This window comes from Acinetobacter sp. C32I, from assembly GCF_023702715.1.
Taxonomy (GTDB): domain Bacteria; phylum Pseudomonadota; class Gammaproteobacteria; order Pseudomonadales; family Moraxellaceae; genus Acinetobacter.
In genome coordinates, this window is the sequence record NZ_CP098480.1 from 2,078,229 (window position 1) to 2,093,498 (window position 15,270).

General features: G+C 40.5%; 14 protein-coding genes and 1 pseudogene. 6 read left to right on the forward strand and 9 right to left on the reverse strand.

Annotated features, from left to right (window positions below):
- Nucleotides 1-1,785 (reverse strand): ABC transporter substrate-binding protein, encoded by a 1,785-nt coding sequence (locus NDN13_RS10030; RefSeq protein ID WP_251118122.1) that lies wholly within the window; start codon nucleotides 1,783-1,785, stop codon nucleotides 1-3.
- Nucleotides 1,786-2,444: 659 nt separating this feature from the next.
- Here NDN13_RS10030 and NDN13_RS10035 point away from each other — a divergent pair.
- The 5 genes from NDN13_RS10035 (at nucleotide 2,445) to NDN13_RS10055 (ending at nucleotide 7,787) form a co-directional block, all read left to right on the forward strand.
- Nucleotides 2,445-5,129, forward strand: coding sequence for a TonB-dependent receptor (locus tag NDN13_RS10035; protein WP_251118123.1), 2,685 nt, complete (start codon nucleotides 2,445-2,447; stop codon nucleotides 5,127-5,129).
- Between the two features lie 153 nt (nucleotides 5,130-5,282).
- Complete coding sequence (locus NDN13_RS10040; protein WP_251118124.1) at nucleotides 5,283-5,996, forward strand: TonB family protein; 714 nt, start codon at nucleotides 5,283-5,285, stop codon at nucleotides 5,994-5,996.
- 41 nt (nucleotides 5,997-6,037) lie between these two features.
- Nucleotides 6,038-6,913: a MotA/TolQ/ExbB proton channel family protein gene (locus NDN13_RS10045; protein ID WP_251118125.1), complete on the forward strand. Its 876-nt coding sequence runs from the start codon at nucleotides 6,038-6,040 to the stop codon at nucleotides 6,911-6,913.
- Nucleotides 6,914-6,924: 11 nt separating this feature from the next.
- Nucleotides 6,925-7,353: an ExbD/TolR family protein gene (locus tag NDN13_RS10050; protein WP_004804911.1), complete on the forward strand. Its 429-nt coding sequence runs from the start codon at nucleotides 6,925-6,927 to the stop codon at nucleotides 7,351-7,353.
- Nucleotides 7,354-7,367: 14 nt separating this feature from the next.
- Nucleotides 7,368-7,787 carry an ExbD/TolR family protein gene (locus NDN13_RS10055; RefSeq protein WP_171551725.1) on the forward strand — a complete coding sequence of 140 codons (420 nt, stop codon included), beginning with the start codon at nucleotides 7,368-7,370 and terminating at the stop codon, nucleotides 7,785-7,787.
- 74 nt (nucleotides 7,788-7,861) lie between these two features.
- Here NDN13_RS10055 and NDN13_RS10060 read toward each other — a convergent pair whose 3' ends face one another.
- From NDN13_RS10060 to NDN13_RS10095, 8 genes and pseudogenes are all read right to left on the reverse strand, one after another.
- Nucleotides 7,862-8,527, reverse strand: a complete 666-nt coding sequence (locus NDN13_RS10060; RefSeq protein WP_251118126.1) for a hypothetical protein — start codon at nucleotides 8,525-8,527, stop codon at nucleotides 7,862-7,864.
- Between the two features lie 219 nt (nucleotides 8,528-8,746).
- On the reverse strand, nucleotides 8,747-9,388 hold the full coding sequence (gene bioD, locus NDN13_RS10065; protein WP_251118127.1) for a dethiobiotin synthase: 642 nt from the start codon (nucleotides 9,386-9,388) through the stop codon (nucleotides 8,747-8,749).
- Entirely contained in the window at nucleotides 9,389-9,892 is a 504-nt protein-coding gene (locus NDN13_RS10070) for a hypothetical protein (RefSeq protein WP_251118128.1), read from the reverse strand.
- A gap of 4 nt (nucleotides 9,893-9,896) precedes the next feature.
- Entirely contained in the window at nucleotides 9,897-10,670 is a 774-nt protein-coding gene (gene bioC / locus NDN13_RS10075) for a malonyl-ACP O-methyltransferase BioC (protein WP_251118129.1), read from the reverse strand.
- Nucleotides 10,667-11,821, reverse strand: a complete 1,155-nt coding sequence (locus NDN13_RS10080; RefSeq protein ID WP_251118130.1) for an 8-amino-7-oxononanoate synthase — start codon at nucleotides 11,819-11,821, stop codon at nucleotides 10,667-10,669. The genes bioC and NDN13_RS10080 overlap by 4 nt, the downstream gene beginning before the upstream one ends.
- Nucleotides 11,808-13,103, reverse strand: coding sequence for an adenosylmethionine--8-amino-7-oxononanoate transaminase (gene bioA / locus NDN13_RS10085; protein WP_251118131.1), 1,296 nt, complete (start codon nucleotides 13,101-13,103; stop codon nucleotides 11,808-11,810). The genes NDN13_RS10080 and bioA overlap by 14 nt, the downstream gene beginning before the upstream one ends.
- Nucleotides 13,104-13,440: 337 nt before the next feature.
- A complete protein-coding gene (locus tag NDN13_RS10090; protein WP_251118212.1) occupies nucleotides 13,441-14,154 on the reverse strand; it encodes an alpha/beta hydrolase family protein in 714 nt (237 codons plus the stop codon).
- 42 nt (nucleotides 14,155-14,196) lie between these two features.
- A pseudogene (locus NDN13_RS10095) lies at nucleotides 14,197-14,526 on the reverse strand (DUF6176 family protein).
- 134 nt (nucleotides 14,527-14,660) lie between these two features.
- Between NDN13_RS10095 and NDN13_RS10100 the strand changes: the two are divergent.
- Nucleotides 14,661-15,236: a peroxiredoxin gene (locus tag NDN13_RS10100; RefSeq protein WP_251115378.1), complete on the forward strand. Its 576-nt coding sequence runs from the start codon at nucleotides 14,661-14,663 to the stop codon at nucleotides 15,234-15,236.
- The last annotated feature ends 34 nt before the right edge of the window (nucleotides 15,237-15,270 follow it).

Here is a 15,270-nt window from a genome sequence, read left to right on the forward strand (position 1 = left end):
TTATTTTTGATTTGGTGAAACAATATCTAAGTATTGCCAGTTGGTATTCATAATTGGATGAGCTTTAAATCCCTGCACCTCAGGTTGAATCAACCAGTTCCGAATCCGTGTATCTTGTAAAATCCACGTTCCATCTGCTTCAATTTGGCGACTCATTTTTTCATAGAATGGCATACGTTTTTCAGGGGCTTGCTGCATCGCCTGTTTATATAAATTGTCATAAGCAGCTGACTGATAACAGGATTGATTACCACGACCAACATTCGGACCATAAAGCAATTGCGTGAAATTTTCACCCTCTGGATAATCCGCATGCCATGCTCCACTCCACATCATGTATTGACACTGGGTTGCGGCTTTTAAGTTATCGGCAAAATTACTGACTTTAAAGTCTGCCCGAATCCCGATTACATCTAGATTTTTCTTCCACAATTCAGAATACATCACGGAAGCTGTACCACTCTCGGTATTTATTTTTAAGGTTAAAGGCTTGCCATTGGGCAGATTACGATAGCCATCTGGGCCTTTTTTATAGCCGAAATGATTCAGTAATTTATTGGCTAGTACAGGATTGTAACCAATGCTACTGCGATAATTCGGGTTATGACCATTAATGCCTGCAGGTACCAGCATTTCAGCCTTAACGGCCTGACCTTTTCTTAAGATACGAATATATTCATTGACATTAAAAGACATGGCGATGGCACGTCTTAACGCAATTTTATCTAGGCTATTCCCACCAACAACAGGATCACGCATATTCAACATTGAATAGGTGATCTCTGCCTCTTTATTGGCATACAAACGTATACCCTGCTTTTGCATTTCTGCTTTTAACTGATTATTTTGATCAAGCACTTTAGGAATTGCACTTGAAGTGACCTTATCAAAATCCAGTTGTTTGGACTGAAAAGCGAGCCAACGTGATTGTTCTTCTTCGATAATGCTGATATTGACTTTGCCAATTTGCGGCATTTGCTTGCCACTCATTTCTTTAACCAGCTGGTTATCCCACGCCGTACCTGTCGATTTAAAATTCCAGACAAAACCGCGATAATCAGGATTTGCAACTAATTCGATCTTGCTGCGGGGTACATATTTGCTCAGCATATAAGGCCCTGTTCCCACAGGATGCATGGCTAAACGATCTTTATAGTATTCAACCACTTCCCGTGCAGTCGCACCAAAGGTACTATAGGCCAAAATATAAGGGAAATTATAATCAGGTTGCGTCAAGGTAAATTGAATCGTATATTTATCCAGTGCTTTAACGCCGTCAATCTTGGCATCATAGTTAAATGTGCCCGTTTTTTTGGCTTGGTCCACCAGTGCATTTGCACCAACAATTTTATTATCAATAAAAGAAAATGCTGAGGCATGATTTTTAGGATCTAATATCCGCTTAATGGAATAAACATAATCCTCTGCAACCAGCTCTCTGCGTTTACCTTTAAATGCAGGATCATCGGTAAAATAAATCCCTGGCTTTATTTTAAATATATAAACCTGACCATTTTTTTCAATCACAGGTAGGCTTTCTGCTGTAGATGGAACCAATTTTACTGGGTTAGCGAGATAATCGTATTGAAGCAATCTTTCAAAAATTACATCGGCCACATTTCCGCTGTAAAAATTAAAAGTTTTAACCATATCAAAACCATCATCTGGGGCTTCAAAAGCAACACGGAGTACTTTATCTGCCTGAGCAGGTGTTTTTGCATACCCCATCGGCATAAATGCAATAACGGTTGATAATACAGTGACCGTAAAAAAAGTTGACTTCAAATCAGTGCTCACATCATCGTTTTTTAATAAATACTAGACTTTTGCATAGCATTCAACACTACAACCGTTTCCCTTTCAGCGTGTCTCATTCCAACTTTTTATTAAAAAATCATTTGTTTAATGATGTTTTACCAGTTGGAAAAATTAAGTTAAAAGAAAAACCCCTTAAAGATCGAAAATTACCTTGCTAATTTCATGCCACTTTTCAAATAAAAAAATTATGTTTAATTTTTAATCAAAACGTATTCTTAGCAGGTCTAGTTTTCACGCATCTTAAATAAAAGTAACTTTATGCCAAATCATATTTTTATATATTATTTTCCATTTCAATGAAATAAAAATAATAAACCATATGTTTTATAACAACAAAATATGATTTGCACCATAAAAAAGCAAAAATAAAACTTTATGATTCATTTTAATGCATTACAAAACCATACCTTATTTGGAACTTTATGTTAACCAATCCACATTTAAAATTATTTCAACATTTTTAATATTTAGTAAAAATATGAAAAGCTTATATATAAAAACTAAAACACTTTTACACATTTTATTCTACATTAAGCGAAATCTAAAAATAGGGTTTGGCACAGCTCTTGCTAAAACGGATTTATTGAATTTTTAGAGTGGCAATCCATTTAGGGGTTAAATAATCAATGAAAAAAGCCAACTTCGCTCAACCAAGTGCTCTGCCAAAAGCGAGCAAAAAGATGCTTAAACTCAGTACGCTCAGTTTAAGTATGCTGTGTTTAACCATGGTTCATGCTGCTGAGGCCGAATCGCCTTCCGAGGAAAAAGCAGCCAAAGTCGTAAAAGTTGCGGTTACAGGTTCATCCATCAAAGGCGTTGCAGCACAGAGTGCTTCACCGATTACCATTGTCAAAGTGGATGAAATTCTAAAACAAGGGGTCACAACAACCGAAGAAGCACTCTCAAAAATTACAGCCAATCAATCAAATTTTGTCACGGCTTCAAATGTAGGAACCAGTAAAACACAAGGATCTGCTGCAAATTTAAGGGGAATTGGTGCCAACAAGACCTTGGTTTTGCTCAATGGTCGTCGTTTGGCAGCCAATGCCTATGACAGCGGTGTGACCAATTTAAATATCATTCCACTGGCGATGCTTGATCGTATTGAAGTGCTGAAAGATGGCGCATCAGCGATCTATGGTACCGATGCGATTGGCGGTGTAGTCAACTTTATTACTAAAAAACAATTTAGCGGTTTAAATTTCAGTGCCGACTATCAAAAACCAGAACAAACAGGTGGCGAGCAACAAAACTATTCCATCTTTGGTGGTTATGGTGATTTAGAAGAAAATGGATTCAATGTTTTCGGGGTTGTTGATTATCGACGTGGTGACGAAGTCATGGCAAAAGACCGTAAGGTCAGCCGTCGTGGGGGTGTATTACCCGAATTAGGTGTCAATCGAACCAGTAGTGGTTCTTTCCCGGCAAATTTATACGATACAGAGACAGGTACATTCGGCAGTCCTTATGCCAAAACAGGATGTGGCGATAATCCGCTATTCTTCAGTAATGATGGAGTGACCTGCCGTTATAACAGTCAAGCTGTGATTGGCATTATTCCAAAAACAGAAGACGTTTCTGTCATGGGTCGTGTAACCGCAAAAATTAATGATCATTTCAATGCGATTGGTGAGTACGTTTACGCACGTAGTGAAGTGACCACATCCGTAGCACCTGACGTATTTTTTGACTTACCGATGAACCCATCAAGCAAATATTATCCTGGGAATGGTATTACACCTACCATGGATAATGTCAGTGGTCCACTAGAATTATATTTACGTTCACAAGCAGGCAATCGTATCAGCAATAGCGTGAATGATTCACACCGGATTTTTGCTGGTCTTGAAGGTGATGCGTATGGTTGGGATATTAATACTGGCGTAACCTATGCCCGTAGTAATGCTGCAGATAACGTTTTAAATGGTTATCTTAATTACAATAAAACCGCTGCAGCATTATTAGATGGCACTCTCAACCCCTTTGGTGCACAAAGCTCAGCCGATGGTGATGTATGGAATGGCTTAAGCGTTAAAGGTAAATATCTAGATGCTAAATTAGACTCAACTACAGTCGATTTCACTGCAAGCCGCCCGATCTATACATTACCAGCTGGTGATGTCGGTTTTGCTGTTGGTGCAAGTTATCGCCGTGATGATTGGCAATCGAAGACACTGGCTGAAATTGCAAGTGTTGCACCAAGTACAGGAGTCGATCCAAATGAACCCGTAAATGAAGGTTCACGCAATATCAAAGCTGTTTTCACAGAATTACATATCCCTTTGCATAAAACTTTAGAAGCTCAGCTTGCAGCTCGATATGATGATTACAGTGATTTTGGTGATACCTTTAATCCCAAATTCTCCCTTCGTTGGGAACCAATCAAACAGTTAATGTTTAGAACAAGCTATACCAAAGGTTTTAGAGCACCGACATTACAAGAAATGCATTCACCTAAATCCGTCACCAATACAGCTGCAACGTATAATGATCCGCTACTTTGCCCTGGTGGTGTTCCAGCAGCGGGTGCATTACCTGCACGTGACTGTGGTATGCAATTTGATCGACAAAATGGTGGTAACCAAAACCTAGAGCCTGAAAAATCAGATTCATTTACCGCTGGCATGGTATTTGAGCCCATCAAAAACTTGGTCTTCACGCTCGATTATTTCGATATCAAAGTCAAAAATCAGATTACCACTATTTCAGAGACTGCCATTTTTGCTGACCCTGTGAAATATGCAGATAAATTCATCCGTAATGCAGATGGCTCGCTGAACTATATCAATACAACCAATCAAAATTTAGGTGGTATCAAAACCTCAGGATTTGATGTCGGTGCAGCTTGGCGCTCTCCAATGACCAGCACAGGCCAATTTGGTCTCAGTATTGATGGTACTTATGTAACAGATTACCAATACCAAGAAAACAAAGGCATGCCATGGGTTGGTGTTGCTGGAAGCTATGCAGGCTTGGATTATCAGGCAATCGTTTTACGCTGGAAACATACAGCTAATTTAGATTGGCGCTATGAGAACTGGGCACTCAACTTACAGCAAAACTTCTCTAAAGGTTATAAAGACCAAAACTCTAATGGGCAAGACCATTCTGTAGGCGACTATACCACTTATAACCTTTCAGGCACTTATAAAGGTTTCAAGAATCTAGAACTCACACTTGGTCTTAAAAATATGTTTGATGCTGAACCACCGGCTTCAAATGTCGTCGATAACTTCCAAATGGGTTATGACCCGCGTTATGCAGATGCTGTTGGTCGTAGCTATTTCGTTCGCGGTACCTATAAATTTTAATGCGTTTCATCACTACGGCATGAATATTGTTCTGTCGTAGTGATTCACCGTAATCCTCTGTTTCATCACATTCCAAGCGGTTGTTGTCAGTCTAAATCGATATAAGCCGCCCCTAATGGATATGAATTACTGATTACAATTTCAGGAGTATTTATGGGCATCCCCTTTTCTGAGAGTGAAAATCAACCTGCCAAACGCCTTGTCGGTATTGGTCTGGTATTATTTCTACATCTCATTATCGCCTATATTCTGATGACAAGTTTAGCGACCGACTTTAGCAAGCCTGTCGATAAGCCTGTAGAACTACAGATTATTCAGGACATCAAACCACCACCGCCTCCAAAACCAGAGGAACCTAAACCTAAAGAAAAGCCACCCGAGCCACCAAAAATGGTCGAAAAAGTGGCCAAGATGCCTGACCCACCTAAACAGGTAGAGAAAGTCACACCTGTACAAAAACCAGCCCCAGCTCAACCTACCAAAACGGCTGTTGCGACACCAACACCTACGCCTGCTGCAGCAAGTCCGAGCCCAGTTGCTGCTCCAACAGCGCCTGCCGCACCTGCGACTCCAGCTAAACCAGCAGGAATTTCACGTGGCGTTTCTGAAGGCGAAGCGGGCTGCCAAAAACCTGAATATCCACGTGAAGCCTTGATGAATGAAGAAGAAGGTACGGTGCGTATTCGTGTACTGGTAGATGGTTCAGGCAAAGTCATTGACTCAAAAGTCAAAAAATCAAGCGGCAGTAAAAGCTTAGATAAGGCAGCTATTAAAGCGTATAGCCTGTGTACGTTTAAAGCAGCCATGAAAGACGGTGTACCACAACAAGAATGGTACGAAATCGAATATCCATTCACGATTTCCTAATTAAATGCATTGAACAAACAAATTTTTTGGAGAATTTAAAGATGACAAACACAGCAAAACGTATCTCTCGAATCGCAGCAATTGGCCTCATCGCAGGAACAACCTTACTTCCTGTTGCAAGCGTTTGGGCGGATGAAACCACGCAAACCACAGCCGTAACAACGGCAGCGACTGATGCCACAGCACAAACTACACCGACACCTCCGCCATTGCCTGCAACCGCCGAAAAAGTACACAACCCTTATGGTTTAGAAGCCCTCTGGCGCGAAGGTGACTTAGTCGCAAAATCAACGTTATTTATCTTGGTACTAATGTCGATTGGAACCTGGTACATCATTCTGTCGAAAGTGTTCCAACAAAGTAAAATCAAACGCCATGGCACAGAAGCTGAACGTCATTTCTGGGAAGCAGAGTCTTTAAATAGTGCTGCAGAAAGTTTAAATAGCAATAGTAGCTACCGATATATTGCTGAAAAAGGCATTCGCTCAACCAAACATCACGATGGCACCTTATTAGAACGTATTGATTTCAACACATGGGTGACCATTTCAATCCAACGTGCCATTGAGAAAGTACAAAGTCACTTAAGCAATGGTCTAGCCTTCCTTGCTACTGTGGGTTCAACCGCGCCATTTGTCGGCTTATTTGGAACAGTTTGGGGGATTTATCACGCGCTTACTGCGATCGGTATTTCAGGCCAAGCATCGATTGATAAAGTTGCTGGACCTGTGGGTGAAGCACTGATTATGACGGCAATTGGTCTTGCAGTCGCTGTCCCAGCTGTACTTGGTTATAACTGGTTAACTCGTCGTAATAAAGCGGTTATGGACAATGTTCGCTCATTTGGTTCAGACCTACATGCCGTACTCCTCAGCGGTGACTTAAACAGTAATCACCCAAACCGTGATTCTAAATAAGGAACACCATTATGGGCATGATGATTAATTCAGATCAAAGTGACGATGATGTCATCGGGACGATTAACACGACCCCGCTGGTCGACATCATGCTGGTGCTGCTGATTATCTTTTTAATCACAGTTCCAGTGGTCACACACACTGTTCCGGTAAAACTACCTGAAGAAAAAAATACACCTTATGCCACCACCCCACAAAATATTCAGCTTTCCGTCAATAAAACGGGGGATATTTTCTGGAATGAACAACACGTTGCAAATAAAGAAACTTTACTTGCCCGTTTACAAGCTGAAGCACAAAAACGTCCACAGCCTGAGGTTCATATTCGTGGCGATCAACAGACACATTATGAAGCGATAGATCAGGTGATCAGCACAACACAGCAAGCAGGGATTGGCAAAATCGCTTTTGTTACGACTCCCCCTGCTTCTACACCATAATAGGAGAATCACACATGGGTATGAATGTGGGTTCGAAAAATGATGAAGAAGATGTGATGCTCGACGTCAACATGACACCGCTGATTGATGTCATGTTGGTGCTGCTGATTATGTTCATTATCACCATCCCAATTCCAAACAACGCCATTAACATTAATTTGCCAAATGGTACACCACCACCGCCAACGGATCAGAAGCCACCCGAAACCATTAATTTACGGGTTGATGCGCAAGGGCATATTTTTTGGAATGATCAAGCGGTTGCTGATCGTTCAGCCTTAAAAGCCTTGTTTGATTCGGTCGCGCAAAAAGTTGATCAAGATCAGATTAAGTTTAAACCTGATGCACAGGCTGAATATAAGAATATCGCGATGGTGATGGCACTCGCTCAACAGAGCAATGTCACCAAAATCGGTATCGTCAGTAATAACTAAATAATAAAAACAAAAAATTAATCAGATAACTACAATTTTACTCCTGCGCTAACAAGTTCGCTTGTTAGCTTTTTTTATTTTATTTCATTGATCACGATCGGAATAAGTTTACTACTCACCTTATAACCTTGTGGCTTATTATTACAGGCATCCCCTGTCACGGTGGTTCGAATCACATAAGGGGAATAAGGCATCACATTTAAATAGCCTGAATTATCTCGACCAGTACGACAGTCTTCTGCCCCCAGTTTTTCATCATAACGTCCGTCATAAGAAGACTCCTCCACCTCGGTAATCAGTTTGCTTGTCCACTGAGTGAAATAAACTAAGCTTTTACTCGATTCAACAGTACCTTGTCCTGAGCCTGCGCTTTCAATTTCGATCAGTTGAATCGGTTTACCTTTATAAACGGTTGGATGCACTTTAAAGCTATTTGATTGACCACCAAACTCTTTTAGGATTCGCGCCTGCTTTAATTTTGGACGGGTTAACACATAGCCAGCCCAAAAATTACGTCCTGCATTTTCAAAACTCACACCCGATAAATAGGCTTCTTCTCCTGAGATCAATTTTACTGCTTCGGTAGAATCAATCTGAATGGCTTGAGGAGGATTGGCATTTGAATCTTGTAAGTTAGTGATCCAACTGATAATGGTTTTATCTGGAGGTACAGCAGCATGAGTAGTCGAGATTAGACCTGACAGGCAGAGGGTTATAAAAATAAAATTCTTTTTATTCATTATGATTTCTCTTTAGTGATTAAATCTGAAAGCGGTCTTGACGGAGTCTCTCCCAGCTCTCATCCGATCATAGGAAAACCTTCTTACTTTTCATCTTTGAAAAGTAACAAAAATCTTTTGTTAGACTGACGGTACGTCCTTGCTACCGCAGTCTAACTTGGCGGCATCCTTGCCGCCCTCCATAATCCTAGATATTTACTAAACAATAAATACCTAAAGTTAGTTAAACTTTTTCAACTCAATCCATTCTGCTTCTGGAAAATGCTTTGCCAAATAATCTTTTAAATAATCTGCGGTATCTTTCGAAATAAGTGGATCTTTCGACTCATCTTTTAAGTTATACACCAAAGCATGCAAACTCAAACCACGCTGCTTCAAGGCTTCCAAACTCAATAAGGTATGATTAATACTGCCCAAACGCCCAGAAGTAACCAAAATCACAGGAAATTGATGCTGAGCAATATAATCAATCGTCAACAACTCTGTAGTTAAAGGCACCATCAAACCACCTGCCCCTTCTAACAACACCACCTCAAAACGCTGCGCCAATTCTTTAGTCGCCGCTTCGATCTTGGCAAAATCCAGATCACGCCCATCCAAACGTGTGGCCAAATGTGGCGAGGCAGGATACGTAAAAATTTCAGGCATGGTCAACTTTTCATGATCTTCCTGAAACCAGCCACTGCCCATAATTTCACGATGCTTTTCGATATCTTCGGAGATATCTACATTCCCCGTTTGCACCAACTTCTGGGTAATGACACGCTGTCCCTGTTCGGTCCAAAGCTTGGCGAGATAACCTGTGGCATAAGTTTTACCAATTTCAGTATCAATACCACTGACAAAATAAATACGACTCATTTACTTAATTTCCTTTCCTGAATCATCCGACTTTCTCGGGTAAATTTCATGAATATAAGGATAGTCTCCAAAATGCTCATTTAAAGAATACTCGAGACACATTTCACTCATTGGTTGTATTTGCATCTGGTGAGTATAGGAAAACGATTGGCTCGTTTCGTCATTCACCAATAAAAACCGACCACTACTTCTGCCTGGTTTTTCAATGTTTTTAGCCCAACCACAGATCGTCTTTCGCGGCGCATTTTGGTTAATATAATCTGTTATCAAACTCGTTGACCAAAAAGAGAACAGAATTATCAGCAAAACTGCTCCCTCTACAACAGGATTGGGGATTCGGTCTTTTTTCCAAACCCGTACATATCCCAAGCCAATTAGTAAAGCACCCAAAATCAAGCAAAATAGTACCGAAGGAAAAGCAGAAAACATCAGAAAAATTAAACTTATGGTTAATGCAAAATAACCATGCACGATATTATTTCTGGGTGTTAACCGATCTGACATGATTTTACTCATCTCCTAAGGATAAAGATTTCGCTCTCCGTGCAATCACATAAATCGGATGATAAGTCAGACGAAAACCCTGCTCATCATAAAACTGTTGATAATCTGAATAAAACTGCTGCAAGGATTGCTTGGTCCAGCGATGCGATTGAGATGTTGCAGTCACGCCAGTTGCTTTCAAATGCTGCAATACCGATTTTGGATGATCAAAATAAACTTGCTTATGATCCTGCTGTATCAATAGAATTTCAAAGCCTTGCTGTTCAAGCTGTCGCTTTAAAGATTCTAAGCCAACATAATTTAAGCCCTGTCCAGTCAGCTGTTTAATTTCCGTTAGATTATCTGGTCCAAAAGTAGAAAAACCAAAATAAGCATTGGGTTTTAATGCAGCATGAATCTGCTGCAATAAAGCTGGTAGATCAAGCATCCACTGTAATGCCGAACTGGAAATCACTGCATCTAAAGACGGCGGTAAAGTAAGCCGTTCAATATCACCGATCAGCCAATTTACATGTTTAAGATTTAGAAAATGCTGATCGACATCTGCATATAAATCATTTAAGAACAGTTGCTCAACCTGAAAATAAGACGCACATAAATGGGTGAGATTGCCTGAACCACAGCCAATCTCAAGGACTGAGTTCAAGCTTTGCGAACAATACACTTTAAGATATTCAAATAACTGCGCACTAATCTGTTTCTGTACCACAGCATGCTCGACATAGCTTTGCCCTGCTTTGGCAAAACGTTGGGCTACCAGTGCTTTATTGATGCTCACAAACACTCCACCAATTGCTCCAATTCGTTTTTTTGCACCAAAGAAGTTAAAGAAATACGTAAGCGTGAACTATTCTGTGGCACTGTTGGTGGGCGTACCGGCATGGCATAAAAACCTTGTTGTTGTACATAGCGTGCTTTTTCAATCGCAGCTTGGCTTTCGCCCAAGATAATTGGAATGATATGACTACTCGATGGGCTTGAGAAGCCTTTTGCAATCACCGCTTGCTGTAAATACTGACTGATCTCAGCCAAGTGCTGGCGTTGTTGCTGCATGCTCAATACTTTATGAAAAATAAAATCTGACCATGCCATCGAAATTGGAGGCAAAGCTGTACTAAAAATCAGTGGGCGCATTTTATTGATCAGATAATCACGGATGATTGAATCACAAATGATATAGCCGCCTACCGAGGCAATTGCTTTACCAAAGGTTCCCACTAAGAAATCAATCTGATCCAATACACCATATTGTTCAGCACAACCCAGCCCTTGCTCACCTCTGACACCAATCGCATGAGCTTCATCGACATACAACATGGTTTTGGCAAAACGTTGCTTTAACTGCGCCAATGCAGCTAAATCCGTCTCGTCCCCATCCATACTAAAAATACTTTCGGTCACCACAATAATGCGTTCAACTTGCTCATCTTGATGATACTTTTGCAATAACTGTTCCAGATGCTGCAAATCATTATGGCGATAACGTACATATTGAGCAGTCGAAAGTCGAATGCCATCAATCATACTGGCATGTACCAGTTTATCGGCCAGAATTACGGTTTTGCTATCACACAAGGCTGGCAAAATGCCGATATTCATGTGGTAGCCACTATTAAAGAGTAAGGCAGCACGACCAAAGGCTTTGCTTAGGCTATTTTCAAATTGTTCATATTCTTCAAAATTACCCGTAAGCAAACGTGAAGAAGATGAACTAAAGAGCGCTCTTTCGATTTTCAGCGTATCAAGAAATTCTTCTCTTAAACTTAAATCAGCTGCCAACCCTAAATAATCATTGGATGCGAGATTCAACATGGTTCGATCTTGAATGGTAATCCATCGTCCAGATTGCTGATTAGAAGTGAATTGACGGAAATTGCCCTGTTGCTTAAGTTGCTCAAGCTGCTCGGCATAATGATCAAGCAAGGACATTGGCATTTACTCCTTGCATATTTTTTACCACCTCACTCATCTGTGCTAATAAATAATGGAGTTCATCATCGCTAATCACATACGGCGGCATTACGTAGACCAATTTTCCAAATGGTCGTACCCAAATACCCCGTTCAACAAACTGTTGCTGTAAGGTTTTCATATCCACATTGGTGGTTAACTCAACCACGCCAATCGCCCCTAAAACCCGTACATCCGCAACATGATCGAGCTGTGCTAAATCCGTTAACTGTTCAGCCAGAATCTGTTCAATTCGTTGAATATTGGCTTGCCAATCCTGTTCCACCAATAATTGTGTGCTTCTTAAAGCAACCGCACAGGCCAGTGGATTCGCCATAAAGGTTGGGCCATGCATAAACACGCCTGCTTCACCACGACTAATGCTTTCAGCCACTTGCTTGGTGGTCAAGGTTGCTGACAGTGTCATATAACCGCCGGTTAAACCTTTGCCAATACACATAATATCGGGTTCGACCTGTGCGTGTTCCCATGCAAACATTTTGCCTGTACGGCCAAAACCCGTGGCAATCTCATCAAAGATCAGCAATAAATTGTATTGTTCACACAATGCTTTGGCTTGACGTAAATATTCAGAATGATAAAAACGCATGCCGCCTGCGCCTTGTACAATCGGCTCGATAATTAGCGCTGCAATACTGTGATGATGTAGTTCAATCTGCTGTTTGAGTTGCTGAATATCTTGCGGATTCCACTCACCATCGAAACGACTTTGTGGTGCGGGTACAAAAATTCGATTCGGTAAACTTGTACCAAAAATTTGATGCATCCCCGTGACTGGATCACAGACAGACATCGCATTCCAGGTATCGCCATGATAACCAGAACGCGTCGTAATAAAATTGGTTTTCTCTGGTTTGTTTAATGCAGCCCAATATTGAACTGCCATTTTTAACGCTACTTCTACGGCAACCGAACCTGAGTCTGCGTAGAAAATCTTATCTAAGTTCGGCGGCGTAATTTTTAATAATAATTTACCTAATTCAATTGCAGGTTCGTGGGTCAAACCACCAAACATGATATGCGCCATATTCTGCAATTGATCTGTAACCGCTTGGTTGAGTTCAGGATGGTTATAGCCATGAATCGCACACCACCATGACGACATGCCATCAACCAAAGTTCGACCATCTTCTAATTCAATCGTTGCACCGTAGGCACGTTTGACTTTAAAGGTTGGAAGTGGATTCAACATCGAAGTATAGGGATGCCATATATGTTCTAAATCAAATAAATCGGTCATCCTTTACCTCATTTGCTGCTATTTCAAAATTTACCATTTGCCTGATCACACTTTTCGATACTCGGAAATGTCATCTGCAACCTGCGTGGTATAAATAAAATACAAGGCTTCGTACACTTGATCAAAAGAAAAAAATGAAAGAAGTGAACAGGTTTTGCAGATGACAAATGGTTTTGCCTACTTTTCCCGAAAGAAAAGTAGGTCGCCGAAGGCATATCCTAAAAATGGATGAGAACTCGGCACGATTCCGTTAGGCCTATAAAATAAACTTTATCTTAAACTTGTCAAAATCTAAAATATATTGCGAGAACTTTCAATTCAAGCAAGATTAAACCGTCTATTGAATAAAATCTTCAATTATTTGCACAGTCTGCTCAACCATAAAACATGGGAAACCATGTGAAGCTCCATCGATCGAAACAACAGATAGATTCTTTGCAGCCAAATCTTTAGTTTTTAGCATAACTTGGTAAGGAACTAAAGCATCATGCTCGGCAAAGACATGCAACTGCCTACCCTGATAATTTTCATACAACTCAACCAGTTTTAATTGCTCCAGCAACTCTAACCCATCTCTAAGCAATGCAATCGGTTGTGGACGAATCAATTTCTGCATAGCTACGAAATCTGTCTTTGCCGAACTTGCACCTTGACAGACCAATAAGCCAAACCGTTTTAGCGTGGTAATAGTATCCTGTTCAAATGACTGTTTAAATTGCATAAAGGTTTCAACGGGCATGGCAGTCGTCCAATCAGCTTGTGCCACAAAACATGGGTTCGACGCTAACGTGATTAAAACTTTCGGTTCAGCATATTGTTGTTGGATTTGATCAACCAGTAAGGTTGCCAGTTGTCCACCAAGCGACCATCCAATGATCACATCAAATTTCACTGCAAGTTCAACATGCTTTTGCAATATCTCATCATTCAGCGCATTAAAGATATTAAGCCGCTCAACGCGATGTCCCTTTTGTTCTAAAGCCTCATGTAAAGGTTTTAATAATTCGGCACCACCGCCCCACCCTGTGATGAGTAGAATCTTATAGGTCACTTGCTTGCTCATTTCCAAAAACTTCAATGCAGTATACCCTGATTAACACTCCTCATTATTTTCCAAATCTACCAAAAGCTGCGCTGGAATCACTTGCTCCCAATGTTGCTTGAACTGTAGATGAACTTGATCAATATCAAAGCAACTATTTCTTGCCACCTGCTGAGCATGAGCAATATCTTTGGCACGCATATAAGCAAGTAAATAATTTTCTCCCTCTATCTCAAGTTGAAACCAAGATTCAATTGTTACCCCTTCTGCTTGAAGTGTTTGAATGGCTTCGGCTTTACGTTGTTAAATTTCTTGCTGCCAAGCCTCGACCTCTGCCTGCGTATTGGCTTTTAATTTAATGAGAACTGCACCAACATCCATTGATTTTCCTTTTCTTTTTCTAAATCGCTATTCAATTGAAATATATAAAGCAGAGCAAAACCCTGTAAAGAATTTTCTACCACATCCAATCTCTAAATTTGCTAAAGTAGCTGCTATTACACTTTGAGATCAACATGATGAATACGATAAAGTCCAAAGTTTTCGTTTTATGTAGTTCACTTTTTTTACTCAGTGCACCAACGCTCAGTAACGCACAAACTACCTTATTTTCTAAGCAAGATACTGCACAAAAAGAATGGGTTGGACAGTCCGCGCCAGACTTTAAACTGCAAGATCAAACTGGCAAATGGCACACCTTAAATCAATATAAAGGCAAATGGGTGGTGCTATATTTTTATCCTAAAGACAATACTGCAGGTTGTACTCAAGAAGCCAATCAATTTAAATCACTGTATCCACAATTTACCAAATCAAATGCTGTTGTACTGGGTGTCAGTCTGGATGATGTCGCATCACATCAAAAATTCTCAGAAAAACTTGGCTTACCGTTCCCAATTCTTGCTGATGATCAGGGCGAACTGGCTACTAAATTTGGTATTGTTCGAAACTTGGGTATTACTAAAATTGCCAAACGCGAGAGTTTTTTGATTAATCCTCAAGGCGCGGTGATGTATCACTACACCAGCGTAAATACTCAAACTCATGCCGATCAAGTGTTGAAGGATTTAAAAACATTACAAAGCAAATAATCGCTTCAAATATCTCGAGTCAATTTCTGGATTG